We start from the raw sequence: 25,964 nt of genomic DNA, 5'->3' as shown, positions 1-25,964 counted from the left end.
ATGCACATGTAATACCAATATCAGGAAAATCATACAGATTAAAAGACCACTTAAAACAAACAGACTAATTGTACATTTTTATATAATATTTTTTGTACATTAAGTCTTGACATTTTATAGCTGTGACAGTTTTAACCTCATCCACTACAGAGATGTACTCCTCAGAGGATAGATATTTACAAAGCTCTTTAGCTACCCACTCCTCGCGTAAATTCTCACTAAACATTCTACGTTTTACTAGAGTATCAAACTCCGCCTCCATCTCCAATTTCTTAGCCTTACGCATTTCTACAGGCTTATCCTTTAACTTCTCGATAGTCTTATTAGCTCCTGCAATAGCTTTAATAATTTCAGAGTATGTATGAGGCTTTTTTGCCTCCTCTGCCAGTCTAGCCTCCTCTCGTCTAATTCGTCTTTCTTCAAATTTTTGTTTAATACCTAAACTTGCTCTATATGTAGCCCAAGCATCATAAGTACCTGTATGAGGCTCCCCTGCTCTTTTTGCCTCCTCATACTCAGCCTGCAACTTCTCACTAAGCTGTTCAAATTCTGCATTATTCATTTTCTTTTCCTGCCTTTCTCTTTAATAAATGTTTTCCGCAACTAGAGGCGGTTATCATCATACTAGGTCTACCTCTTTTACCTGTCTGGGGATACTCTGCTATCAGCTCTCCACGCTTTATCATGTTTGTAACTGTTCGCCTCGTCACTCCCAGCATATCCATAACTACCTCTACTGATAATAGCTCCATACTTTCCACCTCCTGCTCTCATAAGTAAGGGCACATTTTAAGGAAAAATATGCATAATTTATGGAAAATTTTTCAAAAAAAAAGAACCCAGATCACTAAAGATCTGAGCTCTCTTAAGTTTCTTTCCCTGTTAAGCTGATGTAAACCTGATTTACAAATTTTCCACAAGGTAAAGATAACGATAAGGTAGTTTCTGTATTTAGTATTATACCTCTAAAAGCCTCATTTTACAAGGAATTTCTAGCCTCATAAGTGAGTTAGATATTACCACTAAAGCCTCCTCCTGCATCCGTTTTTATCTCTATCCCTACCTCCTGCATTTGAGACATACTAAGAGAGGAAAATGGTAGCTCCATCTGTACTCTCCTATGCTCCTGCTCTGGAGTTTCGTAAAATCTCTCTAATTTTTTCTTTTTAGAATTTGATTTATCTAAATAATAAGGATCGTGCTCTCTTAACCAGAGATCCGCCGGATCCTCCTCTCTCCTGTTACCTATCATCTTTTTACCTCACTAAATATTCTCTTATACATTTCCTTAGATTATAAGGTAGAGGGGCTAAAGAGCCGAAAGGCTCTTACTATCCCTCTACTCTTTTCTTTTATATTCTCTTATATATTAGTGTTCAAAATGGGTATACCGCACCCTCTTTTAGTATACCCATTTTGAATATAGGTCTATATCCATTTTGAATATAGAGTTATATTCATTTTGAACATAGCTCTATATTCATTTTGGATATACCCTATTACTGTGCATTGCATTTTACAATTTTGTTAAATGGAATTACTGTTTATGATGTTTTCTAAAATATTCCTGTGGCTTAAAATCTCCCTCTTTACTGTAGTCATTCCATCCAGTAGGCTTTAACTCATTGTGCCTTAGTTGCGTAAGTTGGTCTATTTTTATCTCTGGGTATTCCTCTATCAGCTCCTCTAAGATTTCTGCATTTACTCTGTATTGCTTTCCAGCAACATTCCCTCTTTCTCCCTCGCTCTTTTCTTCTATTGCTTGTGATAATACCTCTATCTGGATCAGATTACTTTCCTCTAATAGCTTTAGATTTCTTATCAAAGTACTTTTAGGAACCCCTGTTACATCTTCCATTGTTTTATAGCTCATGTTACAACATCCGTTTTTTCCGTGGGAAAATCTAAAAATAAGTGCATACAGATCCTTAGCTACTCCTGCTAAAGGCTCCATTTTAATTCCACCCTTAACAACTTTTTTTGTTTTTAGTTTGCTCATCCAATAATACACTGTGTAAAAATTTGTATAATCCATCGCCATTACTTTTCCCTCCTTACAGCTCTTAAGTGAGGGATCTTAGTATTATTGATCTCCTCCACCTCTTTTTTAAGGTATCCTTGTTTTACCATGCTACCAACCAGCCTTATTAAGGAGTTAATCTCCATCCCTGTAAAATCCGCTAAATACCTGTAGCCTCCAGAGTACTCTCCAGCATCATATACAATAGCGTACACTACTAAGGCGTTACCCTTTAGCCCCTCCTGTGCCATCCAGCTATACAGCTTTATTTCTTCATTTCCTGTTATCTGTTTTCTCATCGTGCTCCTCCTTACTTTCTGATACGAAAAAGAGAGAGGTAAGGCTCATTTACCTTAACCTCTCTCCAGATCGGAAAGAATTACATAGCATCGAATATTGAAAACTAAAGGCTATCATGTTATAATAGCCCCTAGAAAATGTCAGTTGCTTATATGCGGTTATGGTATCTGGTTTACCTTAATCCCTGTGTAGTACTGCCAATACTTTACAGGATCTGATATAGCATCTCTTAGGAGGTGCTTTTTTCTTTACCCTCTCTAGGTTCCCCTCTATTATATCTATACCCCTATCATTTTGCAAGTATCTCTTGTGCATTTTTAACAAGTTATACACCTCCTGTATGATATGTTATTGTGCATTTATTATATAACCCTTATATAAAATACCTCTAAAATCAATTTTAAGAGGCTTTACTCTCATCCCCTTACACTTATCCATATAAACATATAAAACGCCTACAGGAGGCACAGCGGAGCCCACAGATGCAATACTAAAGGAGCTAACCCACACTCCAGCGGATCAGCTCCCATATATCAGCAATTTTCTATTAAAAATCGGCTCCATGCTACAGCATCATCCTCCCCATACAGCATACTGTTAGCCTCCCTGTATGGGATCCTGTAATCAGCCTTAGGATCATCCTCCATTAAGAGGTATTTCCTGCTAAGCTCTCTCGCCTCGTTCTGGAGGTGGTGCCTAAACTGGTGGAGAAATGCCTCCAGATCTGGATCTGCTAAGTAAATCTCCTTAGTTTGGAGTACATAGCTGTTATCCCTTACCCCACAGGTAATAACAGGGATCCTAACCATGTACACCTCCGTTAACTCTGTATCTAGCTCTCTTATCAGCTCCAGCCTCTTTCTAGGATCCGCCTGTTTATATCCCTTTGCTAAGGTATTAGCTACAGGCTCCAGAGCCTTACACTTCTTATAGAGGCTTTTATAAAGCTCTACTCTCTCCTCTATCGTCAAGCTCTACGCCTCCTGTGCCTGTATGTTAAAAGTCATACTATTTAAGCTCATACCGTACAGCATAGACAAACTAAAGCCCTGTGCCATCTCTGGAGATCTCTCTCCTGCCTCCCAGCTCTTAACAAGTTCTACAGATACTCCCATCTGCTCAGCTACAAACTCTACGCTAACTCCAGCCTTTTCTCTTGCCTGTCTTAAATTTAATTTACTCATCTTACATATCCTCCTTTAGTTTTTATCTATCTAAACAGCCATACTATAAGCTGTATAGTTCTTGCGGATCCGCTTAATCCTCCATGTAATACTAGAATTTGCCACATGAAAAGCCTTAGCACAATCTGAGAGGCTGTAACCCATGAGGAGGAGTGTAACCATGTAGCGATCCTTAGCCTCCAGCCCCTCTAAGTACTCATCTACCTCTATCTGAGTAAACCTATCACAATCTAAGCCTCTTACATCGTCTTTGTGGATCTCTACCAGTTCCTCATAGCTGGCTGGATCCATACCGTTATATCTCTTCTGACAAGTTACCTCATTGTAGAGGCGGTTTAAGTGCTGGCGTACAAATACCTTAAGAGCTGTGGTAAAAGTAACGCCTCTGGTAGGATCAAAATTATCTACCGCCTTTATAAGAGCTATGTAGCTCTCACTGAGGAGATCCTCTATCTCATACTTAGGGATCCTGTAATCCATAACGATAATGTGTAAGAGCCCTGCGTTTTTCTCTAGTAATGCTCTAAATAAATCCTCATTGTGAGTAGTCTGGTACTCTATAACCAGATCCTCATTAGTTCTCTCCTGTAAATTCCTGTATTCCTGCATATCCTTTACCTCCTGTTGTTTTGTAGGTGCTCCTACTTCTTAATTTGCATTATAGTAGGTGCTCCTACTCTTGTCAATAAAAAATTCCTCACTTTTGAGGTAAAACTTTTAAAACAGAAATGATTATGTTATTATAGGGGAGGTATATAAAATATGTTGGGAGCTGAGAAAATGCCTACTTCTAAGGAGCGTTTAGATTATATTGAGAGCTGGAAAAAAGATAATACTGATCTTATCCGTATCAGAGTACCTAAAGGAAAAAAAGAGGAGTACCAGAAACTAGCGGAGAGATCTGGAGCTAAGAGCCTTACCGCCTACATTACAAGCGTATTAGAGGAAAAGCTAAAGGAGGAGCACTAAGCCCCTCCTAATTTTTTGTTATTTTTCCTTATGCAATTTATCTTTGATCTCCAGCCCCACCAGTACCGCTAAAAGGATCATAGTAATATACTCTACCCAGTTAGGGCTCCTCTGAGGCTCTGTAGTTCTTTCTGGAGCGTTTACAGTACTTACCTCATTAACTGGCTGTATCTGGCTCTCCTGCCCCTCTGAGGCTGATATGGAGATATTGTAGCTATCTCCTGTGATCTCCAGCTTTACATCTACGCCCTTAGCCTCAATATTGATATTCTTATCAGCTATAGAGGTACTCTGTGGAGCCTCTGTAGTGGCTGTATATGAGCCTTTAGCCTCTGGAGTGGATACAGTTACAGGTACCGTAACATTTACAGGCTGTAAGGCGTTTGTGGAGGCTGTGGCTGGCTCCTGCTTATCCTGTTGATAGTAATTATTTACGGTAGAGCTATTGTTACTGTTTTCCGTTCTGGAGCTTTCACTCCTGCTATTATCCGTATTACTCACAGAGGAGGTGTTTGTAGTATTTCCTCCTACTGAGGAGCTATTGCTAGTAGTGCTGTTATGCTGGCTGTTGTCTGTAGTACTATGATCGCTATTATCTGTAGTAGTATCTCCTCCGCCTGTCTGATCTGCATTACTAGGAGTAGATGGCTTAGGATCCTCTGTAGATGGTTCTGTGGTGTCTGGCTTATCTGGCTCTGTTGGTTTAGGATCCGTAGGCTCTGGATCTATTGGAGTTGGATCTGTCGGCTCCGTAGGTGTGGGATCTGTTGGCTCTGGATCCGTCTTACCCTCATCCCCTCCACTAGGAGGCGTTACTGGATCTGGTGTAGATGGTTCGGTAGGTTCTGGATCTACTGGCTCTGTTGGATCTGGCTTAGTAGGTTTTTCTGTAGCTGTTAAGAATTTCAGATAATCCCCAGAGCCTCCTACTGAGGTATTAGTATCATCCTCCCACCCTGCATAATAGAGCTTATAGTAATCTAACCAGCTATCAAACTGCTCCTCTGTGGTGCTGTTGGTATATGTTCCCTCGTTTGCTATGTCTGTTCCCTGTACTGTGGCTGTATTGCTCCAGATCAGAGAGTTATCTACCTCTAGGGAGCTGTTGTTATAGATCCCTCCGCCTATTCTGGCGTTATTCTCTTTGATCTCAGTACCTTTTACTGTGAGAGTGCCTCTGTTGTATACGGCTCCTCCCATCTCATCCGCCCAGCCTCCTTTTAGAGTACAGCTATTAACTAAAAGAGTACCAGAGTTAAAAATATGGCTACCATAGCTGGCACTATTCCCATCAAAGCTACAGCTACTAAGCTCTACCTCTCCAGAGCTGATATTTATAGCTCCTCCGTTATCACTCTGATTAAAACATTCCGTAAAATCGCACATACTAAAATAAGCATTTTCGTTAATCTCTACAAATGGCTCTGTACCTCCCACCTCCGTAGAGTTTCCATCAAAAGAGATCATCCTAAAAGAGGCTTTGTTATCGGCTCCATAATCTCCAGATACTACCAGCTTAGCCCCTGCCTCCATACGCCTAAGAATAACTGCTTTATTCTCAGACATATTAAGATCTACGATAGCTGGGATCGTAATAGTGCCCTGTATGCCTATTACATCATTATCCTTAGCCTCCGCTATCGCTGTATACAGTGATCCATAATCCTTTACAATAACTGTAGGATTATCTTTCTTAGTACTTGCCTGTACTCCCAGCGTGTTACATAACAATACTAGCACTAAGGCTACTATTGCCACTCTCCTTAACTTTCTTTTGTTCATCCTGTAAATCCTCCTGTATTACTTATTTAGCCCCTGTATGAGGCTATGAGAATATTATACAGGAGGGCATAAGAAAAGAGCTGTAAACCATTAGTTTAATGATCTACAGCTCCATGCTCTTATATTTCTCCATTGTCTCTCAGATATTCCAGAAAGCCATCACAGCCCTCCTCTACATCGTTATAAGTCTCATCAAAGTTACCTGTATACCACGGATCCGCTATATCCCTGCTTGATCCTGCAAAACTGAGGAGCTTGTATATCTTCCCCTCTGGATCATTGTTTAGCATCCTGTTAAGGTTCCGTATGTTAGCGGTATCCATGCCTATAATATAATCAAACTTATCATAATCGGCTAATGTGATCTGCTTAGCTCTATGAGGCACTAAAGGGATCCCTACCTCCCTCAGCTTGTTTACTGTGCCTCTATGTGGAGGGTTTCCGATCTCCTCCCTACTCGTTGCAAAGCTATCTATGATAAACTGATCCCCTAAGCCAAGAGCGTTTACCTTGTGGGTAAATACGCTCTCACTTAAGGTTGATCGACAAATATTACCATGACAGCAGAAAGCTACTCTTATCATTGTTTCCTCCTGTTATACCGCTATCGCTACAGATAGCTTATTTTGTCCTGTTTGTATGGTAAAGTACAGATATTGCCGTGGCAAATGAATAATATTTTTATCATAGTAATTGTTTGCTCCTTTTTGCCCGGAAATGCCGTATTTTGTGGGTATTTCCGAGGTTATGGTTAAATTATTGTTTGATTGTCAACTAGGCAAATTATAGCATAATTTAGCAAGTTGTGACTACCTGTTAGTAGTAGAAATAGTAGTAAAAGTGGAAGTCTTACTACTAAGGCTTTTTCATCAGTTTTTCCGCTAACACTTTACCACGCGCTTCTATAATTGCATTGATAGTCAGGTTTAATATGTTTTTTTCTCATTTTGTAACCATTAAACACAAACTTGAGAAGTTCTGCATTTTCAAAAATTTTTTCTATTTCTAATGTTTCTTTATTTTCATCAAACCAATTACTCCAATGTGATTCTTCTTTAGAAGAATCTTGTATATCTAGATACAACAATTCCAATCTATCCTTATATTTGCGATAATTTCCTTTTACTGCATTATACTTTCCATTAGGACACTTCATGTAATTACCTAACGTATGAGTATTCTTTGCGAATATATTCAATTGCTCTAAAAGTTCATCTAAACAAGTTCTTTCTATGCCCTGTTTTGCGCAAAACTCGTCCTTATATTTATTGTCAAATAACATTTCATAGTTTTCATATATTTGACCCATATATGGCATATAGTCACCTGCATAATATCTTAAGAAAGCTTTGAAAAATGTTGCAAACGAAAAAATACAGTCAATATAATAATTGTCAACTTTTTCCTTTTCACAATACCAATTTAACTTAACCGCTATGCATTTAGGTACATCTTGCTTCAACACCTCATCTGGATCAGGATAGTCACCGGATTTAAATCTAATCCATTTTTTTAAATTATCTTCATGCGCACTACAGGACATTATCCAATCTTTAAAATCTAGCTGATTCACATTGTTCTCATTTACTATCATTAATAAGTTCTCTTTATAAAATTGCACCAACATGCCCCCTTTATTTTAACTTAAGCAAATAGAGTAACAAACACGCTCAGTTATACAAGTATTCAACGAACTATACTTCACTATCACCTCTCAGATTATCATCTCCTCAAGCGCATTCTTCTTACAATACTCATTATGGAATTCTTTCATCCATATATACTTATGCATAACATCATCAGAATAATTTTCCGCTAAATTAGTTCGAATAAAATCCTTTATATACCCTATTTCTTCAATTTCAAAATCTTCGGAAAAGGCTTGCGCAATACAATAGAAATCCACTACATACTCATCATATGCAACCTTTTTTATAAATCTACTCGGTTTATCATGCACTTCATTTTCTATAATATTTCTAGAAATTCGAATCGCAGGATTATGATAATCAGCATCTATTTTATACGCAGAAACCAAACCTTTTCCCAAAATAAATCTGTTTTTATAGTAATATATATCACCATAATCTATGCAGCCTTTTACGGATAATCCTAATTGTATAATTAATTTTCTTTGCAACAGTCCCATTCGTGTGACTAAAACTGATAAATTCTTACACAGAAATATCATATTATCTGAAAACATATGAAATTCTATTGTAGCATCATCGCCTAACACAGATGGATATTCGGCATTTTCTTCAAGTATAGAATCAACAACTCCAGCAATTTCATTGCACATTGTTTCAAATATGCAAGTTTCCATTGTCTTCATCATATACTGCATACCATTAATATCAATATATCCTATATACATCTTCTCCATTTTCCGTTTAGGCATCGGATATGAGTTTTCTTCAATGAACTTCTTTATCAATTCGTCTTCTTCTTTTCCTTCTGCCTTATATAAGTCTGCAAGACTAACCATAGTACCCTTCTCCCTTCATATGATTTCATAAACATATTAACATAATTTACTGCTATGCTTTGCATTAAGAATCAATAAATTAACTGCTCCCATTTGCAGTTCTAATAAACACTGTATTTTTTATTCTAACATTTAATATTATATCGTAACCCTTATCATTTTTCCATAGAAAAAACGCCCCAATAACCCCGGAGCGTCTCTGCTGCGTAGCATTGCTACACTACTTTAAACATTTTCTGCGATACCGCTTTTGCATCATTTTTCTTTTCAATCTCTGCCTGTGCTTTTCTGAATTCTTCCATTCGTTTCAGTTCTTCCTCGGCATCATCAAAACTGATATGTATGTACACGTTCATCGTGACGCTGATATCCGAATGCCCCATGAGATATTGTAAGGTCTTCGGATTCATTCCTGACTTTGCCATATTGGAGCAATAGGTATAACGGCACACATGTGGAGTGATGTTCGGTATCTGCACTCTATAAATATCGTTGTATCTGCCAACCATCCGATTGAATCTATGCTGCCAGTGCATTGCCACAAGTGGATTGCCATCATCATCGTAGAAAAGAAATCCGGTATGACTGTCAATTACTTTTTCCATCTTCGGTGGCTTCCTGTCCTCAATAATGGCTTGGAACATCTGTGCCACATCCTCTGTGATTGGCAATACTCTTGTTCCTGCATCAGTCTTTGTGTTTTCTATGATATATCGCATATCTGATGTTCTCTGCAACTGGTGGTCGATATTTACAGTTCTGTTTTCAAGATCAATGTCCTTCAACGTCAGTCCACAAAATTCCGATATTCGCATTCCCGTATGAAAAACCATCTGCATAATAGAATCTGTAGGCTTTTTGGGTGTTACATTTGTATTGGAAACTGTCGCCATGTTGTCAAAAAGTAATTCTTTTGGAACGCCTCCAAACTTTTTGAAACTATTAATAAGTCCTCTTGCAACATCATCGAATCTTTTTTGTGCGGTCATTTCAAGATGGGCATATCTTGAATATTTCAGTGTTGTATGCAGAACGTTTATAACGAATTTCTCGCCATATATGTTAGTAATGCTGATATCCTCCTTCCAATCTACCTGTGCCTGTTCTCCCGGATTTTTTTCAAATCTTGGATGCCCCTGTGTTCTGGCTTTAGGTTTTAGTTTGTTGACAGTGACATATCTGTTGAAGTTTGAATATGAACCTATTCGGTTTACACCATATTTCTTTAACATGAACTGATATACCCCCTGAACTGTAATTCTTTTGATAGCCAGTTTGTCTTTTATTTCATTTCTGTATTCATCTAATTTACTTCCTTTGTTTCGTTTATCAGGCCTCCCTTCATAACCATTGTGGTATTTTTTAACTGTTCGCCAGTCCATACCATACTTTCTTCCCAGAGCAGCATAGTTGGGCTTGATATCAAGACTATCCATAACTGCCAGTTCTCCTTTAAAATTGTTTTTCATGTAGTGTTCACCTCCATAAGGAAGTGTAACAATACACCTAAAAATACAAAATAAGAATGTAGGTTTTCCGACATTTTTATATGCCATATTTCCTACATTCTTATATTAGCATTTGCAATAATCAAAATAAGTCGTTCTCTTTCTTTTGGTATTTATAATATGAATACACAATTTTTGTTTTCATGTTGCCTTTGATGTTCATTTCAAATTTATATAATCTTGTAAATCATCTGTCCACATAATTTTTTGAAATTACTAAACCCACATTTTTAATAATTTTTTATCATTCCCAATAAACACTATTTTCCCTATGAAATCACACTTTTAGAAATTTCAAATTCAAAATATCGATACACCTAGTTGACTTTTTCAACAAAAATTTCTTTACACACTTATACCAAAATTTCCACATTTCTATTTCAGTACATTTTCTCCAGTCAGCCTTAGTTGTTCCAAAATCTTAAACTATTTTTTCAAAAATAATTGAAATGTATGCTCTCTACAATCTTCTCACTAGTCCTAGAAAATGTAACAATTTTATGTAGTGATAACCACCACCCTTTGCTTTCTGCAATCGTCCACGTTTTAATTTCAATGCTATCTCCAACCGCTCATACACATCCAACAGTTCAAACATACCATTTACAAAAATCTCATTAGGATTTTGCGTGTAGATAGAATAATTCGGTCTGTCGATTGCTCTGATATCCACATTGTTTTTTTAAGTTTCCTATGTAACAGAACTTTCACCAAGTCTGACCGCCACAAACGGTTTGTTGACAGCACAACAATATATTGAATTTTATTTTTTTCAATGAAGCAAGCATATCAAGCAGACCGTCATGCTCAATACTCATTTCGTCCTCGTTGGCTTTCGCTCCGCTGATACCCTCGTCCTTGAAAATCTCTACCAAGTTGTAACTTTTGGAACTGCAATATTTTTCAATTTCTGCTCGTTGCTCCGCTAGGGAATATCCCTGTTTGACTTGTCCTTCTGTTGATACCCTTATGTAACCATATACATTTACAATGTTGTTTTCCATGTAACCGAACCTCCGTTATAAAATAATTTTTTATAACAGCAATTCAAATTCCGGTTATAAATCATGGAAACAACACTAATAATTAAATCGGGAAAAACAATAATCATATTATTTCAACTTTTTTGCTATCATAGTCAAAATATAAATTAAGCATAGTACTTACTGTACCTTGCCAGAACAAAGAAATCCCAATTTAAAGGCTTCTTCATCCGAATAACCATCCCTATGTATATACGACGCTAATGCTATCATTTCATTTTGAAAAATATATAAAAACTTATCAAATCCCGAATTGAACATATTTGCTTCAACCAAAGCATTTGAATCTAGCAAAAACGCTTTAACACTCTTTTTCTTGTTCTCAATTGCATAAGTAATCCTGTGATTTCCATCTACAACCAGCCATTGATAGAACTCACCAACTGTCAGCGGCACAATAATAATCGGTTGTGTTTTTATTTTTACTTTATCTGCTGTTGCTGTCCAACTAATTCTTCTATTCACATTTGTAAATTCTTCTATTCTAACATCGATTGCACTATCTGATGAAATATTTGACTGCTCTATGCTCTGAATTAAACGTGATACTCTAAAATGAATAAACATACTATTACTTTTATATTCTATTGGTATCTGAAAATTTTCTGGAGCCTCTGTTTTTTCTTTCAACATAAGCATTTTAATTTTAGGATTATAATAATCCCTACAAACAGAATCATCTAGAGATTTTAGTTTTTCCATCCATTTATCAAGATATATTTTTTGAATATCTTGCGAATTGAATACTTTCATCTGCAATAATTCCTCTTTCCAAGCCATATAATCTACGTTATATATTTTGTCTGACATAAAATCTACCGGCATATTAATCTCCTTCTTTTCACATTTTTGATAAATATCAATTATATATACTTATAATTCAAAAAAGAAATAAGTAAATCATAGGTAAAAACTTAATCACAAATTGTTCAAAAGCCCTATTTTACTACATTTCAGCCATTTTATTATAGACTGCCGTGGCAGATGAATAAAATTTTTATCATGCCTTAAAAACTCCTTGAAAATACTGATTTTCCTTGATTTTACACCACTTTCTACGATTTGCTGTGATAGATTGTTTTCTTCGTTTTCGACGCATATCGTGGCATAAATTCGTATATCTTGTCATCCAAATTTCATCCTCTGCTCCCAGATGCGTATATGTATTCAATGTTACATGTCCCCATCATATATTACCGCAAAGTGCTCGTGGGATTCGCCAATTCTTTAGAGCTCCATTTCACACTCATAGCACTTAAATTTCTTTCCGTGGTATTCCTCATAATCTGAGTTTCCGTTTAGATGCATGCCACACTTTTCCATCACTTTTCTGCTACCGATATTTTCTTCAAAAAAGCCAGCCACGACCTTTTTAAAACCCATCTCACGTAATTCGTTTATTACTGCATTCACCGCTTCCGTTGCAAATCCCTGCCCCTTAAAAGCTGGGTCAATGACATATCCCAATTCAATAGCTTCATCGTCATAACCGCAATCGTTGACAAATCCAATCATATAACCATCCAGATAGACGCCATATTCGAGATGGGCTGTATCATTAATCTGACTGAATTCAATCAGTTTGTCAGCCAACGCATAAAACTGTACTTTTTCAGAATAATCAGGCACCATAAATGTTGCCGTAATCTCCGGATTACACATCATTTCTGTGAGACGCTCTCTGTCTTCTTTACGATAAGGACCTAATGTCAATCTGTCTGTAATGATATGTTCTTTTTTTAATATTTGCCTGCTCATCGCTCTGTTTCCTCCCTTACTGATATACAACATTGATAATCACGCCTTTATTGTGACAAATCACAGCTTGCCAAATTTTTTAAATAAAATATCAACTTTTTTCAAAGAAACATTTTATACATTATTCAAGCCTGTCAAAACGCAAAAGAAAATTTTATAACACTTTTTCGTACAAATTGAACCATGGAAGTCCGTATTCTTCATACCCGAGACTAATCGTGTCAATGAACTTATACCCATTTTTTTGATATAGTTTTTCCGCAGGTATATTTCCCTTTGCCACATCAAGTCGTATGCTGATACAGTGCTCTTTCTCTGCAAGATTCTCAACATATTTTAGAATCTCCATTCCAAAGCCCTGATGCAAACAGCTTGGGTGAACCGCAAACGTATATAAGACATAGATGCGTGAGTAATCATTTTCTGTAAGCCATGTGACATTTTTGTACCCATCCTCAGGTTTGTGACTGAGAATAAATGTACCAACAATCTTATTTTCTTTCTCTACAACAAATAAACTCTCTTCTCTTATCCCTTTTTCAGCATCCTCACGAGTAGGATACACTCCCTTTTTCCAACCCGGATAGTTTTCATGTACTTCTAGATAGTCACACAAATCATTATATAAAAACTCAATTTGTTCTAAATCCGATAATACTGCCTTTCGTATTTCTATCATGTCTTTCCTCCATGCAAATTCCAGTTTGTAAAACGCATTCATTTCACATAGGTGCATTATACCACAGTTTCTGCGCAAATGCTAATATAAGAATGTAGGAAAACCTACACGCTTATATGATATTTTATGTAACTTAATTTTTCTCAATCATATACTGCATCTGATCCTTTAGTCTGTAGGATGGCCCATTTATGTTTATAACAGAGCAGTGATGAAGCAGTCTGTCAAGCAGAGCATTAGTCAGTACGGGCTCCTGAAATATATCAGACCACTTAGAGAAGGGACTGTTAGTTGTTATTATTGTTGACATTTTCTCGTATCGCTTGGCTATGAGATTAAAAAATAGATTGGCTGAATCAAATGGAAGTTCGGCAGTCAGTGATATGCTCCTGTCTGGTTCATTGGAATTTTTAGAATGTATTACTTTCCTCTGATCATCCAATCCCCAGTCTTTTACCATCTGCATAATAGAACCTGTAGGCTTTTTAGGTGTTACATTTGTATTGGAAACTGTCGCCATGTTGTCAAAAAGTAATTCTTTTGGAACGCCTCCAAACTTTTTGAAACTATTAATAAATCTCCTTGCAACATCATCGAATCTTTTTTGCACGGTCATTTCAAGATGGGCATATCTTGAATATTTCAGTGTTGTATGCAGAACGTTTATAACGAATTTCTCGCCATATATGTTAGTAATGCTGATATCCTCCTTCCAATCTACCTGTGCCTGTTCTCCGGGATTTTTTTCAAATCTTGGATGCCCCTGTGTTCTGGCTTTAGGTTTTAGTTTGTTTTTTCACAAAGGATAATAGCATATAATACAGGGAGGGGGTACACTTAAACCACAGTAATTTAAGTACCTAGCATATAACTGTATAGGTGCAATTATTGGCTCTTAAATTGTTCAAATATAGCTTTTAATTTTGGATCATTGCCTAGCGCATTATCTTGTAATTTTTTCTGTGCTTTATTCTTACTTTTTGCAGGCTTTGAATCTACAAATTTTTGCGTTTTCTTATATTGATTTTTCTTTGCAGCTGTTCTGAATGATTTAGCAAGTTTTTCATTATATCTTGCATTTGAAATAAAATCAGCACATTTTGTATATCTTATCCACACTTTATCACATTGTATTGATTTTGAATTAGCACATTTCCCATACTCTCTATAATGGCACACTTTCTTTTCCTGTCGGCAATATGCCAATGCTTCATAATGTGTTTCTATGTATGCTGATACACCTTGCATTTGTTGTACGCTCGTTTTCATATTTTACCACTCCCCTAACCTACTATTGCATGTTTTATTAGTTATTACGCCTCTGTTTTTCCGTAATAAACTTCTCAACAAAAACAATATCATTTTCCCAGTCTTCTATTGAGACTGAAAAATCTTTATTATATTGTTGATTACGCATAAATATCAAGCCCTGTAGATGCTTTATAATTTCATATCCTTTCATTATTTTATTGTCAATGACATATTCGAGAATCCTATGTCTTTGATTTTCACTTAACCCATGAATTCCTGCTTTATACCCATATAGAGCTAATTTAGAAAATTCTTGAAGACCATCTGTTAGCATCGGAATAGAACCATCATTACACATATTAAGAACTATTTTAGGGAAGAAATTTCTTTTATGCCAATATTTAATTTGAGTTTCAGATATATAATATCTTCCAGTTGTTTTATTATATGCAACTAAAATTGTATTTGTTCTATTTGTGTGAAGGTCTTTAATTGTCATCTCATAATCTATCGTCTGAGAAGGATTTAATTGTAAAAATCCTTTGAATACATATAGTTCTACAATACTATTATCAGATAAAGTAGTTATGACTTTATTTGAACCATGTCTTTCATCTTCATACAAGCTATAATTCGATCTTTGGGTAGTTGTATTCGTTTTATTGTTATTTTCTGTTGGATAATAAAAGGTATTATTTTTAAATACTTCTTTATTATATTTACATTTCAAAGAATATGGGATACATTTTTTGTCAGCAAAAATGCACCATCCTTTTTTATTACAAGGACAATTTTGTTTTACCTTTTCTTGGGTTTGATTGACTTTTGGCATTGAAACTTTTTGAATAGGTATATTGTTGCTATCTTGCTTTTTGTTATTTTGTTGATACCTTTTCTTCTTTTTGTGCTTAGACTTAGGTGAAAATTCCATAATTTAATCCCCCTAATTTTCATTTTTGTATACTCTTTTGCAAACAAAAATTACCCACAGATTCATAAATTTAGCCTATTTTAATTTTTTTAGTTTCGCCTCTAACTCGCTTATTTGTTGTTCTATGTTTGCCTTTGCCTGTTGTTTTGCCTTTATATCTTCTGGATAGTTTTCTTCGGGTATGAACTCCATTATCTCATCAGGCATACAACGGAAGTAGTCACATACCTTACATATACTATCTATAGTTACAGATTCATTATGCAACATCTTTTGCATTGTAACTCCACTAATTTTAGCTTTATCTCTAAAATCTTTTTGTTTTATATTTTCGCTTTTTAATTTTGCGAAGAATTTACTATAATCAACCTTCATTTTATATGCCTCCAATGTTATTCATCTCCTTTCATAATAGCGTATAATTTTTAATTTGTAAAAGGGCACCCCTCATATCCTTAGTAAAAATCAATGAAAATCAACTCAAATCCGTTTCAAAATACATCATAGATAAACTTGATAGCTTACAAATATACAAGCCCAAATTGACCTCAAAATCATTGATTTAAGCAAGCATATATGACATAGGTGGAGGGATACTTTTAAACCGTGCCATAATTAAGTACCTATAATCTGCATGGAATAGGGCAAAATTGTGGAAAATAAATCTTGCTAATACCTCGTTTACCTTGTGTTGATTGTAAATCTACTTGTATATGAATTATCAACCGAAAGCCAGTAATATCCAGATACTTTGTCTATACTGCATATTCCATATTCATTTAAACTATCCTTATCAACCGTGCATTGTACAATAGCTTTCGCACCTGCTGCTATATTTGCCGCACCACCTGATGTTTCAAAATTGCAATCGTTTATAGTAAATCCTCTCATTAATACCGTAGTATCAGACCCATTGTTATTTGTAACCATAAATTTTACTGCAATATAATTAGTTTGTAATTTACCTGCTGGATCCTCAACACCTATAAACTCAACATTTAATCCACATTCATCTTGACAAAAAACATTTGAAGAAAAACCATATCCAACCGTTGCAGAATTACTAGTTTCTTGCACTGTCGGCTGTACAGTTTCCTGTACGGTATCTGTTTTTGGTGCTGAAGTTTCTGTAGGTATCACTGCAACGGTATCTGTTTTTGGTGCTGAAGTTTCTGTAGGTATCACTGCAACAGTATCTGTTTTTGGTACTGAAGTTTCTGTAGGTATCACTGCAACAGTATCTGTTTTTGGTACTGAAGTTTCTGTAGGTATCGCTGCAACAGTATCTGCTGTTTTTTCTTTTTCCTTCACATCATATTTATCTAATTTTTCACTATTAACTACACTTTGAATTGATTGTCCTACATAATTATCTATGGATTCCTTTTTATTATTAATAACAAAGTACGCAGTTAAGACTATAATTCCAATGACTAAAATTATAACAATAATAGCATACATTATTCTCATTCTACTATTTTTCGTTTTGCTTATTTTTATTTTATATCCACAATGAGGACAACTTTTCACAGTGTCTGATATTTCCTTTCCACATTCCGGGCATTTAATAAGTGCCATATGTTCACCTACTCTCCTTGTTTTATACATCTTTCAAATACCATAATATCTTCACACATAGTTGCATTTACACCGGCTCTTGCTCCTACATTTTGCACATAACCTATATTCCTCGTTACCAATTTTTATTAAATCATAGTCAATATCAAGGAATGGTATCTTCTTTCCGCAACAAGTACATATATCTGCCATACTGTCTACCTCCAACTTATATATATTATCTTCATATCTGCATCACATAGATTGTATATGAATATAGCCATCTTGAGTTGTCCACCTTATTGAATTATTATGTACTTCTCCTGCTTTACATATTTGATACCCAACAATCGGAAATTCACTGGTTTCTCCGTATTTTGTTCCCTCATATATCAACGTATCATAATAGTATTCATTACCATATCCTGTCCTGTTATTACTTGACTGAGCGTTAATTGATATTGGATTATCAAAAAATATAATATCATCTTCGCTATGAATTTCTTCGTTATGCTTTTCAAAATGTTCAAAAAACATTTCCAAAAAATCAAATACTGGCATACTACACTTCGGTACTTTTGTTCGATCTGTCTCAGACAATGTATTCTTATAATCAGATATTCTTTCAGAAGAGTTAAAATGTGAGTTATATATCTTCTTAAACTCTGTCATAGTTACATTGGTTTTAACTATTTTCTTATCAACTGGAATTTTATTACTAATAACAAAATAAATATTATATATCTTATCTCCGCAAAGAATATTAAAGTCATCCGTTATAAGAAAATATTGCTCTTTTGATTGAATATATTTGTCTAAAACCTTTATTGTACTAACATCAAGTATCGTTGATTCAAACATATTATCTAACCTCCTATTCTTTCACTACTAACACTTCCAATAATCGAAATTACGCAAAGTATGATAAATAGGTTCAGATATATAGCATTAGTTCTTATTTCACAAAATATTGTATTGGTTCAGGGAAATGACTATAATAATACAAATACCATCTTCCGTCTATTTTAATAACTTCAAAAGTTGTTTCACTAAACCCTTCATGATATTTACATATAACTAAATCATATTCCTCTAATTTAATGTTACAATTATATTTTGAATTTATTTCATTCTCTTTTTCTTCAGATTCAACACTAGTTTGTTTTATAATGTTAAAATATATATCTCCAACTTTATCGTGAAAATCCTCTATTGATTTATTAGATAAAGTAGGTAATGACTTCTGTATAAAATCTGGGAAGCATTTTATAATTGCTTGTTGGTCAGTATTATTAATTGCTTTTGTTAATCCTTTAAACAAATCATCTGTTGTTTTATATCTACTATTGTTTTTTATGGCAGATATACAAAATATGACACAAATACTTAATAAAATAATTATTCCAATGGTTATAAACATTCTCTTTTTGTTTTTCATTGATATACGCTCCTATTCTTCCGTCTTAGTATATTCTTTTGCAAACAGACCATCATCAACTACATAAAGTAAGATAGTCTAATTACCATCAGAATCATCTAAAATTTCACCATTACTTTTTTCAAAATATTTACCATGATAGGTATTATCCTCATTGAATGTATGAGAAACTTTTATTTTGTAATCTATATTTGAAGCTTCAATATTATTTGAATATGTTCCATATAAGTCTGTATCAAATGAATTGTCTTTTTCAGTTTTACTACATCCTGATAAAAAGATACATATCAAAAACAATCCACATATTTTAATATTCTTCATATTATCAATTCCTCCGCAAATCAAATCCCCTTATTGTGTAATTATTACCATATATCGTACAAAAAAGGTTAAAAAATAAGGTATATCGGATAATTTAATATCCAATATACCTTAAATGCACTTTAACTCTCATATGGACTATAAGGAAGTACCTCATATTTAATCAATGCATCAAATAGCCTGTCTGGTATCTTATCCCTATATCTCAGTGCTAATATTCTAATCTCTGATTCCTTAAATAGCTTATATTCTTGAAATGCTTCATCCTCTGTGTTCCAATAATGCAGCTTAACTTGTTTGTCATGTCCAAATGGTGTGATCCTTGCAAAGAACTTATTTCTTCCTTTGTCATAATCAACACCAACAGCATAAACCTTTGCTGATTTATAACGGCTTCTTCTTTTTGTAGCACTTGCCAATGCAGAATTTAATGTCTCAGGCAATATACAACATTTGTCTGATGCATACTCTTTATTACCACGACATAATAAGTCCTTATCAACCGCCATGCGTTCACCACCACACTCATAGTAATTAGCAGAATACCATTCAGCAAAAGAATCTCTGCTATTCTCCCATTCATCACACATATAAGCATCATCGTAGCATTGATTCACAAATAATGAACTACCGCCATAACATCTTGCATAAATTCCCTCATAAATTTTATAAGCTGGATTGCCCTTGACAGTATTATAATCGTAATATTCCTGCTCTCTTCCAAGCTCTGCAACTGTTTTAACATGCTTTCTCAACAACTCATACTCTTCCGCAGATACATAAATCAGATGCAGTTACTTTTAGCATTTTAATTGTTAAATACCATTTTCCCATATAATTTATGTTCTACTGTTTTCTTTGTCATAATCTCTCCTACTTTAATTCATTACTTGTTTAATTTTTTTAATTTACCATCATATACTTTTTACATTAAAATCCAATTGTCTTTCTCGTTATATTAAGCATTTTTTAGTTTCTGCTGTACAAGTCTTTCTGCCTCTTCTTCTCTTCCCCTGATAACATCAGTCTGGATGCACTGGTGGAAGTCGTTGTAGAGATACTGTCTGCAGAGATCTGTGCTTTGCTCCTTGATCAGGCTGCCCTGAAGGTCATACTGGTAGGTCGTGACTGCTTCGGGGACTGCTTCCGACGAATCCGGGTTTGTCGGGCTCTTTATTGTACTGTTTTTTACACTCTTCTGCGTCAGGCGGTTGCGCTCATCATACAGAAAAGCTTCACTTACCAAGCAAAATAAAAAAGAGCAATTCAAAATGCTACATTAAGGATGCTTCTCACATCATTTACATCGGACAATTGCTCTTTTTCATATACTATTTACCTTCGTGAATCATATCATCTAACTCAATAATAAATCTTTCCCAAGGATCCTTTCCATAAATTGAATGAACATTTCGATCTAAACAATCTCCCGCTCCTAATTCAAATATTTGTTTTTTTAAAGCCATATCACAGTTCTTGTGATGGATAATAAAATATGGAATTGCTACTCCGTCGTCCCAGTTGTAGTCATTTACAATAAATTTTCGTAATTCTTCTGTACTGGTATCATCTTTCAGAAGATTTTTTTTATTATACTCTTTTAATAACTCTTTACAATCTGATTTGGCTTTTGTATCAAAATAATCATTTACCTTAGGCTTATATATCGGTCTATATTCCTCATATTCTCCTTCAAAATAATCCTCACAGTTCTCCTTAATTTGCTTGTTATCAAAATAAAATTCTAAATAATCTTGTAACCTAATATCCTCAAGTTCTTCCGTAAGTTTAAAAATACTTTCACCTTTTGAATTTGTGTATAATAAATCAATTTCAATATTTTTTTTGAATATACTTTGAATTACAAATATATTTTGTGTTTTAATGCATCTTATTATAACTTCTTCATAAAAACCTGTTCTGGTACTTTCAATATGCTCAGCAAGTTTCGTTAATGCATCATATATCCATTTCTGTGCAATCAGTATTTCAGATCTTTTCACTAATCCTTCCATGCACTCTATTGCATAATCTCTTGTTACTCTCATATCAGAAATCTGCAAAAATTCCATAAAAAGTCTTGGTCCACTCTGTCTTGCATACCAAATTGCCAATTCTTTCTTATCATTTTCTGATAAGTTACTTATGTTTTTTTTCATAAGCTGAACATTTTTAGTAAGATAATCCACTTCAAAGTAACTGCTACAAAACTGTATCAATTCGTCTTTCTTATTCATTCTATGTAACCTCCAAAATTAATATCCACATTTTGATTTAGCATTTTTTAATTTCTCACTTTTTCCTGTGATTTTGCTTTTATCATTGTCTCCGCCATCATTGTATCCATTCCAGATCTTATCAATGAATTTCTTTTATCACTCATTTCTTTTGCAATTCCATCAATCTGCTTCTGCACTTCATCCGAATACAACTTATGATAACCAGAATGATTCGTGTTATCACTAACATATTTTGAAATTGCATCTGGACATATGTTATTTTGTTGTAACAATGTATGCAATGAATTGGTATTGTTATTTGCATTAATATCAAATATAGCCTTCTCACAACTTCCTAAGTTAAAATCAATATTCTGTAAAAATTGAGAGTTATTATACACTTCTTGTGGAATAAGATGCTGTGCCTGATGTGAATCTGTTGAATAAGATCCTCGATTCATTCCCATATCTGCCAGCATATTATTCTTAATTGCTCCAAAATTTGTCTGAGAATTTGATTTTGATGGATTATTTTTAAACAGTGGATTATCATTACTGTTTTTCCAAACATACCCACTCGGATCCACATACATCACCGGATTGTTCGCACAGAATGCATACAGATTTAACCCATTGGCAAAGCTTATAGTCTCCACTCGCCCTGCCATATCATATGTATACGTTGCAAGCACCTTTCCCTTTTCCGATACGCTGGCAAGCCTTCCGTTCAGGTCATAGCCATACTCTGTGGTCTTTCCGCAGATATCCGTAATGGAAGCTGTCCTCCATGCCTTCGTGTAGGTATATCTGAGTGCCGGTCTGTATACAATTATAATATAATAAAATTATTGATTCCGCTTGAGACTAATAATCCATTTCTGCAAAGGGTACTTCACATCTCGGATTTATAGAAAAACATGGTGGTAAAGTTTCATCATATGATACTATAAATGACCACTCTTCATTATCTAACAAAAAGTTAATTATATAAGAATCTTTTATTATATCAACTTGTATAACCTGTATCTTGAAATATAAATCCTCCTTTGATTCTATTATTGCTTGAATATCCCATTCTTTTTTCTCTACATTAAATTCCTTAATAAAGATGTCATCAATACCCTTGCAGTCACTTAAAAATATCTGATACTGACTATATATCTCTTTTAAAACAGAGTCTACATCTTCATCATCCCAACCTTTTGTATTAAAATTTACATCAAAACAATAAAGGTTTAATCCAATAACAACATTCTGTTCTTCCTGTGACAAAAATTTCATTTTCAATTGTTTTCCCCAAAAAAGTGGTTCACCTTCATCATTTGCAAAACAACATAGATTTCCAAATAATTTATTTTCAACTTCATTAATTATCTTCATAGCTGGTCTCCAATCTAACTTTTATACACATTCATCCAAAAGCTATATTATTATTTAGCACATTTACTTACAGCTTTTTCTGTCTTTTTTGTGTCACTAACACCACCATCATGGTTATATCTGTTATTAACATCAAATGGAATAACTTGGGTATCTGTAGTGTTCACTTCATGCACTACCAAATGATTGTCATTTATATATTTTTTCACTGATTTACTCAATGCACCAGCATAACAGCATATTAAATTTCAATTTATATTTTCTACTTATTTGCTTTTATAATGCTTATACAATGCAGCCTTGGTTACTCCAAGTTTTGAAGCAATATCATTCATGGATGTTCCCATATATCCACTCTGTGCAAATAATTTCAAGGCTTCTTCCAGTATTTGCTGCCAGAATACGGTTTAAACGCTGTTTGCTCTTCTGAAGCTGATCTGACACAATCTTAATATCCGTTACCTGTCCGTTAATAGCATTTCCATGAATTGCAGGTTGATGAATCATTATTTCTGCATTTGGCAGAGCAATTCTTTTTCCTTTTGTTCCTCCAGACAGTAAAAAAGCTCCAATACTGGCTGCCAAGCCAAGACATATCGTAACTTTTCTCTCCCCTGCTTGTATTTTCAATCACATATGGAATCGTACTCATCTGATTACCTCCCTTCTTCTTCTAACTATCTTCACATTATAGTTTTCCAATCTGACCGTTCCAGAAGTTGCTTCATAACTGTAAGGTCAAACACCGGTGTCCATGTATCAGGCATGATTACACTATAATACGCATCGAACTTCTGTCCATTACAAGCCATAATGTCCTTCGCCATACTGCCGCATTACTATCATTCTTTCTGAAAAGTCTGCTAATGTCCGTTTCGCAAATTTGCTTGTTTTATCTGATAATTCAAATTTCATTTCAATCACTCCAACTGAATATTTATGTACAGATGTCCATCTGCTTATAATTTACCAACCGTATAATTAAAAATCAATCTTCACTTATTAGTTCTTGTCCATACATAGACATTACTGTAAAATTGTCCATAAAAATGCCTGTGCATATTTAACGTACACTACCATTATGATTTGGCAAAATTTAATTTTCTCCAATGAAACAAACTGAAAGTTTCAAGTCTGTTGATGATGCATAGAAGCCAACTTGCAATCATGACACTTTGTAATTGTACAATCTTGAATCTAGTGTGCAAAACCACCCAGTGCAATGTAGGCGCACGGTTCCGACCCTATTAACTCTTCAAAGCGGTTCTTGGCTTGACATTGGCTCGATTTCTTATGGATGGTAGTTAAGCCAATCAAAGACGGTTTCCGTATCCGGAATGTAGGTTTCCTAACACAAGAATATTCAGCATACTCATGCAGCAGAATCTAATCTATATGAAATAAATCTATTTTCACCTTATTAAGCTTCAAATCCTTTAAAATTTTCAATGCCTTCATGTAAGAAAAGTCATCAGAAATCTCATAAGGCAGATTGTTCTTTATTTCCTGCAATTTCGACATAGATGCTGTCATTTTAAAAGCTTTTTTTATCTTAACTAATTCAGCTAAAGCATCTTCCTCACAACTTTTAATTTCTATACTACATGTTTCATTTTCTTCAAAATCATTAATAATTTCCTGAAGAAACTCCTCCAAGGTAATCTCCATTCCCTCATCTATATCGTCACTCATATCGTGATCCCATGCATTGAAAAATGTTCTTCCATCTATTTCTTTGCACAGCCAAAAAACAAATCCATAATTATCCTGTCCAAAACAAAACCATTCTTCATCCATAAATGGTTGCTGATATGACATTTTTCTTGTTTCTTCTACTGTGAAAATAGAGCCAAAAGGCATTTTTGCAAACGAATATTTTTTATAAAAAGAATGTAATGCGCTTGGTATATCACTTAAATTTCCATATTCTGTTGTTCTCTCAATAAGTTCAAGCCTTTCTCCAAACAATTCTTCTAAATTATCGAACAAGCTCTCTTTTATGTCCATAATCTCCTTATATTCTTTATAATTATCTCAATATTCCTATTTTACCCTCTCAATCGTAATACAATGTTAACTTACTGTTCATATACTGGATCTAAATATATACATTCATCCACAACTGATTTAATAAATGTATCACTTCCTACTGGTAAAACTATAATAGTCCCTTTATCTGCAAGATATCTTAATGCCTTAAACATATTACTACCATACATTGAATGATAAAATGATGTGTTCTCATATGGAGCATAAAAAATGCTCTTTCCGCTAACGTATCCAAGCGCCGCTGATGCTCTCCATCGTTCTCCACTAAGATATTGCAATTTTATATCATGTCTTCGTTCATCCAAATAAAATGCTTCTACAATATCTTCAAATGTATCCGAGCATTTATTCTTTATTATAGATTTCTCAATAGATTTTCTCACAGTTTTATTTTTATATTTTTCTTTTGATGGTTCAAGATTCCAACTAATACTTTTCAAATCTTCTTTTGAAACATTAATACCATCTATGAAAATCTGTAAATCTCCAAAATCTATTTTTCCGCCTAATAAATAGGACAAGTACATACAACCTTGTCCATACTCACTTACTAATCCATATATTTTCCCGCTCATTAATTCCACATCTTTAAGATACCAAGTATCATAGACAACCTTATCAAGATTTGCACTGCCAGTAATAAGTCCAGCAACCCTTGATGCATCTATTTTAATATTCACTTTGTTTACTCCTCCTGATTTCTCTATTCCTAAAAAATGAAATTTGTATGTGCTTTACAAATTCAAATAAACGCGTGCTTTTATAGCTCGCCTCTCAAACGTGCTTCTATATCAGATGCCGTGTATAACACATCCGTTACAATTACCCTTTCGTCACGGATTGTGTAAAACACTGAATAATTATCGACGAGCATTCTACGCAACTCCATTCTCTTTTCCGGCTCAGAATCCATAATCCTAAATCGTTCCGGGAAAGTGTCTAATGTAAGTATTTCATCAGCAATGCGATTATATTGCTTCATTAATGCCTCTCTCTAAATGCCACAAACGCACTAGCTGCATCCTCAACATTTCCTTTCTCTATATCGGCATATCCTTTTTCTAACTTTTGATGAATCTGTGTAGCA

36 protein-coding genes and 2 pseudogenes are annotated in these 25,964 nt (G+C 34.6%); 1 reads left to right on the top strand and 37 read right to left on the bottom strand.

Annotated elements, in window-relative coordinates:
• Nucleotides 1-64 precede the first annotated feature (64 nt).
• The 8 genes from KQI85_RS15530 to KQI85_RS15495 form a co-directional block, all read right to left on the bottom strand.
• The gene (locus KQI85_RS15530) at nt 65-562 is read right to left on the bottom strand and encodes a hypothetical protein (protein ID WP_216576950.1); all 498 of its coding nucleotides are present in this window, start codon (nt 560-562) and stop codon (nt 65-67) included.
• A complete protein-coding gene (locus KQI85_RS15525; protein WP_216576949.1) occupies nt 555-752 on the bottom strand; it encodes a helix-turn-helix domain-containing protein in 198 nt (65 codons plus the stop codon). The genes KQI85_RS15530 and KQI85_RS15525 overlap by 8 nt, the downstream gene beginning before the upstream one ends.
• A 257-nt stretch (nt 753-1,009) precedes the next feature.
• Complete coding sequence (locus KQI85_RS15520) at nt 1,010-1,252, bottom strand: hypothetical protein (protein WP_216576948.1); 243 nt, start codon at nt 1,250-1,252, stop codon at nt 1,010-1,012.
• A 285-nt stretch (nt 1,253-1,537) separates the two neighbouring features.
• Nucleotides 1,538-2,041, bottom strand: coding sequence for a helix-turn-helix domain-containing protein (locus KQI85_RS15515; RefSeq protein ID WP_216576947.1), 504 nt, complete (start codon nt 2,039-2,041; stop codon nt 1,538-1,540).
• Entirely contained in the window at nt 2,041-2,319 is a 279-nt protein-coding gene (locus KQI85_RS15510; RefSeq protein WP_173849465.1) for a hypothetical protein, read from the bottom strand. The genes KQI85_RS15515 and KQI85_RS15510 overlap by 1 nt, the downstream gene beginning before the upstream one ends.
• A gap of 534 nt (nt 2,320-2,853) precedes the next feature.
• On the bottom strand, nt 2,854-3,291 hold the full coding sequence (locus tag KQI85_RS15505; RefSeq protein ID WP_216576946.1) for a hypothetical protein: 438 nt from the start codon (nt 3,289-3,291) through the stop codon (nt 2,854-2,856).
• Nucleotides 3,292-3,294: 3 nt separating this feature from the next.
• On the bottom strand, nt 3,295-3,504 hold the full coding sequence (locus KQI85_RS15500) for a helix-turn-helix transcriptional regulator (protein WP_216576945.1): 210 nt from the start codon (nt 3,502-3,504) through the stop codon (nt 3,295-3,297).
• A gap of 30 nt (nt 3,505-3,534) precedes the next feature.
• Entirely contained in the window at nt 3,535-4,113 is a 579-nt protein-coding gene (locus KQI85_RS15495; RefSeq protein WP_216576944.1) for a sigma-70 family RNA polymerase sigma factor, read from the bottom strand.
• Nucleotides 4,114-4,266: 153 nt separating this feature from the next.
• Here KQI85_RS15495 and KQI85_RS15490 point away from each other — a divergent pair, with 153 nt between their 5' ends.
• The gene (locus KQI85_RS15490) at nt 4,267-4,473 is read left to right on the top strand and encodes a hypothetical protein (protein ID WP_216576943.1); all 207 of its coding nucleotides are present in this window, start codon (nt 4,267-4,269) and stop codon (nt 4,471-4,473) included.
• Nucleotides 4,474-4,491: 18 nt separating this feature from the next.
• Here KQI85_RS15490 and KQI85_RS15485 read toward each other — a convergent pair whose 3' ends face one another.
• The 29 genes and pseudogenes from KQI85_RS15485 to KQI85_RS15355 all read right to left on the bottom strand — a co-directional run bounded on the left by KQI85_RS15485 (nt 4,492) and on the right by KQI85_RS15355 (nt 25,859).
• Nucleotides 4,492-6,255, bottom strand: a complete 1,764-nt coding sequence (locus KQI85_RS15485) for a hypothetical protein (protein WP_216576942.1) — start codon at nt 6,253-6,255, stop codon at nt 4,492-4,494.
• 119 nt (nt 6,256-6,374) lie between these two features.
• Complete coding sequence (locus KQI85_RS15480; protein WP_216576941.1) at nt 6,375-6,839, bottom strand: low molecular weight protein-tyrosine-phosphatase; 465 nt, start codon at nt 6,837-6,839, stop codon at nt 6,375-6,377.
• Nucleotides 6,840-7,144: 305 nt separating this feature from the next.
• Nucleotides 7,145-7,849, bottom strand: coding sequence for a hypothetical protein (locus tag KQI85_RS15475; protein WP_216576940.1), 705 nt, complete (start codon nt 7,847-7,849; stop codon nt 7,145-7,147).
• Nucleotides 7,850-7,969: 120 nt separating this feature from the next.
• Complete coding sequence (locus KQI85_RS15470) at nt 7,970-8,743, bottom strand: hypothetical protein (RefSeq protein WP_177962585.1); 774 nt, start codon at nt 8,741-8,743, stop codon at nt 7,970-7,972.
• A 215-nt stretch (nt 8,744-8,958) separates the two neighbouring features.
• Nucleotides 8,959-10,212, bottom strand: a complete 1,254-nt coding sequence (locus KQI85_RS16725) for a tyrosine-type recombinase/integrase (RefSeq protein ID WP_253293926.1) — start codon at nt 10,210-10,212, stop codon at nt 8,959-8,961.
• 746 nt (nt 10,213-10,958) lie between these two features.
• On the bottom strand, nt 10,959-11,255 hold the full coding sequence (locus tag KQI85_RS15460; protein ID WP_216576939.1) for a recombinase family protein: 297 nt from the start codon (nt 11,253-11,255) through the stop codon (nt 10,959-10,961).
• 159 nt (nt 11,256-11,414) lie between these two features.
• On the bottom strand, nt 11,415-12,119 hold the full coding sequence (locus tag KQI85_RS15455) for a hypothetical protein (RefSeq protein ID WP_216576938.1): 705 nt from the start codon (nt 12,117-12,119) through the stop codon (nt 11,415-11,417).
• A gap of 402 nt (nt 12,120-12,521) precedes the next feature.
• Nucleotides 12,522-13,052, bottom strand: a complete 531-nt coding sequence (locus KQI85_RS15450) for a GNAT family N-acetyltransferase (protein WP_216576937.1) — start codon at nt 13,050-13,052, stop codon at nt 12,522-12,524.
• A 154-nt stretch (nt 13,053-13,206) separates the two neighbouring features.
• Entirely contained in the window at nt 13,207-13,731 is a 525-nt protein-coding gene (locus tag KQI85_RS15445) for a GNAT family N-acetyltransferase (protein ID WP_216576936.1), read from the bottom strand.
• Between the two features lie 133 nt (nt 13,732-13,864).
• A pseudogene (locus KQI85_RS16720) lies at nt 13,865-14,098 on the bottom strand (ATP-binding protein); the annotation flags it as partial.
• 518 nt (nt 14,099-14,616) lie between these two features.
• Nucleotides 14,617-15,000: a hypothetical protein gene (locus KQI85_RS15435; protein WP_216576934.1), complete on the bottom strand. Its 384-nt coding sequence runs from the start codon at nt 14,998-15,000 to the stop codon at nt 14,617-14,619.
• A gap of 37 nt (nt 15,001-15,037) precedes the next feature.
• Nucleotides 15,038-15,913, bottom strand: a complete 876-nt coding sequence (locus KQI85_RS15430) for a hypothetical protein (RefSeq protein WP_216576933.1) — start codon at nt 15,911-15,913, stop codon at nt 15,038-15,040.
• Between the two features lie 75 nt (nt 15,914-15,988).
• Nucleotides 15,989-16,288: a helix-turn-helix transcriptional regulator gene (locus KQI85_RS15425; protein ID WP_216576932.1), complete on the bottom strand. Its 300-nt coding sequence runs from the start codon at nt 16,286-16,288 to the stop codon at nt 15,989-15,991.
• 306 nt (nt 16,289-16,594) lie between these two features.
• A complete protein-coding gene (locus KQI85_RS15420; RefSeq protein ID WP_216576931.1) occupies nt 16,595-17,491 on the bottom strand; it encodes a zinc ribbon domain-containing protein in 897 nt (298 codons plus the stop codon).
• A gap of 51 nt (nt 17,492-17,542) precedes the next feature.
• On the bottom strand, nt 17,543-17,683 hold the full coding sequence (locus KQI85_RS15415) for a hypothetical protein (RefSeq protein ID WP_216576930.1): 141 nt from the start codon (nt 17,681-17,683) through the stop codon (nt 17,543-17,545).
• A gap of 42 nt (nt 17,684-17,725) precedes the next feature.
• Nucleotides 17,726-18,331 carry a hypothetical protein gene (locus KQI85_RS15410; protein ID WP_216576929.1) on the bottom strand — a complete coding sequence of 202 codons (606 nt, stop codon included), beginning with the start codon at nt 18,329-18,331 and terminating at the stop codon, nt 17,726-17,728.
• Between the two features lie 94 nt (nt 18,332-18,425).
• Nucleotides 18,426-18,908 carry a hypothetical protein gene (locus tag KQI85_RS15405; RefSeq protein ID WP_216576928.1) on the bottom strand — a complete coding sequence of 161 codons (483 nt, stop codon included), beginning with the start codon at nt 18,906-18,908 and terminating at the stop codon, nt 18,426-18,428.
• Between the two features lie 78 nt (nt 18,909-18,986).
• Nucleotides 18,987-19,229: a hypothetical protein gene (locus KQI85_RS15400; protein WP_216576927.1), complete on the bottom strand. Its 243-nt coding sequence runs from the start codon at nt 19,227-19,229 to the stop codon at nt 18,987-18,989.
• 122 nt (nt 19,230-19,351) lie between these two features.
• Complete coding sequence (locus tag KQI85_RS15395) at nt 19,352-19,987, bottom strand: hypothetical protein (RefSeq protein WP_216576926.1); 636 nt, start codon at nt 19,985-19,987, stop codon at nt 19,352-19,354.
• 573 nt (nt 19,988-20,560) lie between these two features.
• Nucleotides 20,561-21,466, bottom strand: coding sequence for a DUF4274 domain-containing protein (locus KQI85_RS15390; protein WP_216576925.1), 906 nt, complete (start codon nt 21,464-21,466; stop codon nt 20,561-20,563).
• A gap of 47 nt (nt 21,467-21,513) precedes the next feature.
• Nucleotides 21,514-22,179: an AHH domain-containing protein gene (locus tag KQI85_RS17060; protein WP_371820683.1), complete on the bottom strand. Its 666-nt coding sequence runs from the start codon at nt 22,177-22,179 to the stop codon at nt 21,514-21,516.
• A 133-nt stretch (nt 22,180-22,312) separates the two neighbouring features.
• On the bottom strand, nt 22,313-22,828 hold the full coding sequence (locus tag KQI85_RS15380; protein WP_216576923.1) for a hypothetical protein: 516 nt from the start codon (nt 22,826-22,828) through the stop codon (nt 22,313-22,315).
• A gap of 50 nt (nt 22,829-22,878) precedes the next feature.
• Complete coding sequence (locus KQI85_RS15375; protein ID WP_216576922.1) at nt 22,879-23,037, bottom strand: hypothetical protein; 159 nt, start codon at nt 23,035-23,037, stop codon at nt 22,879-22,881.
• Nucleotides 23,038-23,094: 57 nt separating this feature from the next.
• Entirely contained in the window at nt 23,095-23,163 is a 69-nt protein-coding gene (locus KQI85_RS16710) for a TetR/AcrR family transcriptional regulator (RefSeq protein WP_253293927.1), read from the bottom strand.
• Nucleotides 23,164-23,191: 28 nt separating this feature from the next.
• Nucleotides 23,192-23,428, bottom strand: a pseudogene (locus KQI85_RS15370) (ATP-dependent Clp protease proteolytic subunit); the annotation flags it as partial.
• Between the two features lie 83 nt (nt 23,429-23,511).
• Nucleotides 23,512-23,640 carry a hypothetical protein gene (locus KQI85_RS16855; protein ID WP_256448236.1) on the bottom strand — a complete coding sequence of 43 codons (129 nt, stop codon included), beginning with the start codon at nt 23,638-23,640 and terminating at the stop codon, nt 23,512-23,514.
• Between the two features lie 574 nt (nt 23,641-24,214).
• Nucleotides 24,215-24,835, bottom strand: a complete 621-nt coding sequence (locus KQI85_RS15365; protein WP_216576921.1) for a hypothetical protein — start codon at nt 24,833-24,835, stop codon at nt 24,215-24,217.
• Between the two features lie 71 nt (nt 24,836-24,906).
• The gene (locus KQI85_RS15360) at nt 24,907-25,557 is read right to left on the bottom strand and encodes a hypothetical protein (protein WP_216576920.1); all 651 of its coding nucleotides are present in this window, start codon (nt 25,555-25,557) and stop codon (nt 24,907-24,909) included.
• Between the two features lie 80 nt (nt 25,558-25,637).
• Nucleotides 25,638-25,859 (bottom strand): type II toxin-antitoxin system RelE/ParE family toxin, encoded by a 222-nt coding sequence (locus KQI85_RS15355; protein ID WP_007886515.1) that lies wholly within the window; start codon nt 25,857-25,859, stop codon nt 25,638-25,640.
• Between the last annotated feature and the right edge of the window lie 105 nt (nt 25,860-25,964).

This window comes from Falcatimonas sp. MSJ-15 (genome assembly GCF_018918265.1).
Taxonomy (GTDB): domain Bacteria; phylum Bacillota; class Clostridia; order Lachnospirales; family Lachnospiraceae; genus Falcatimonas.
This window is presented reverse-complemented; position numbering and strand designations above follow the sequence as displayed.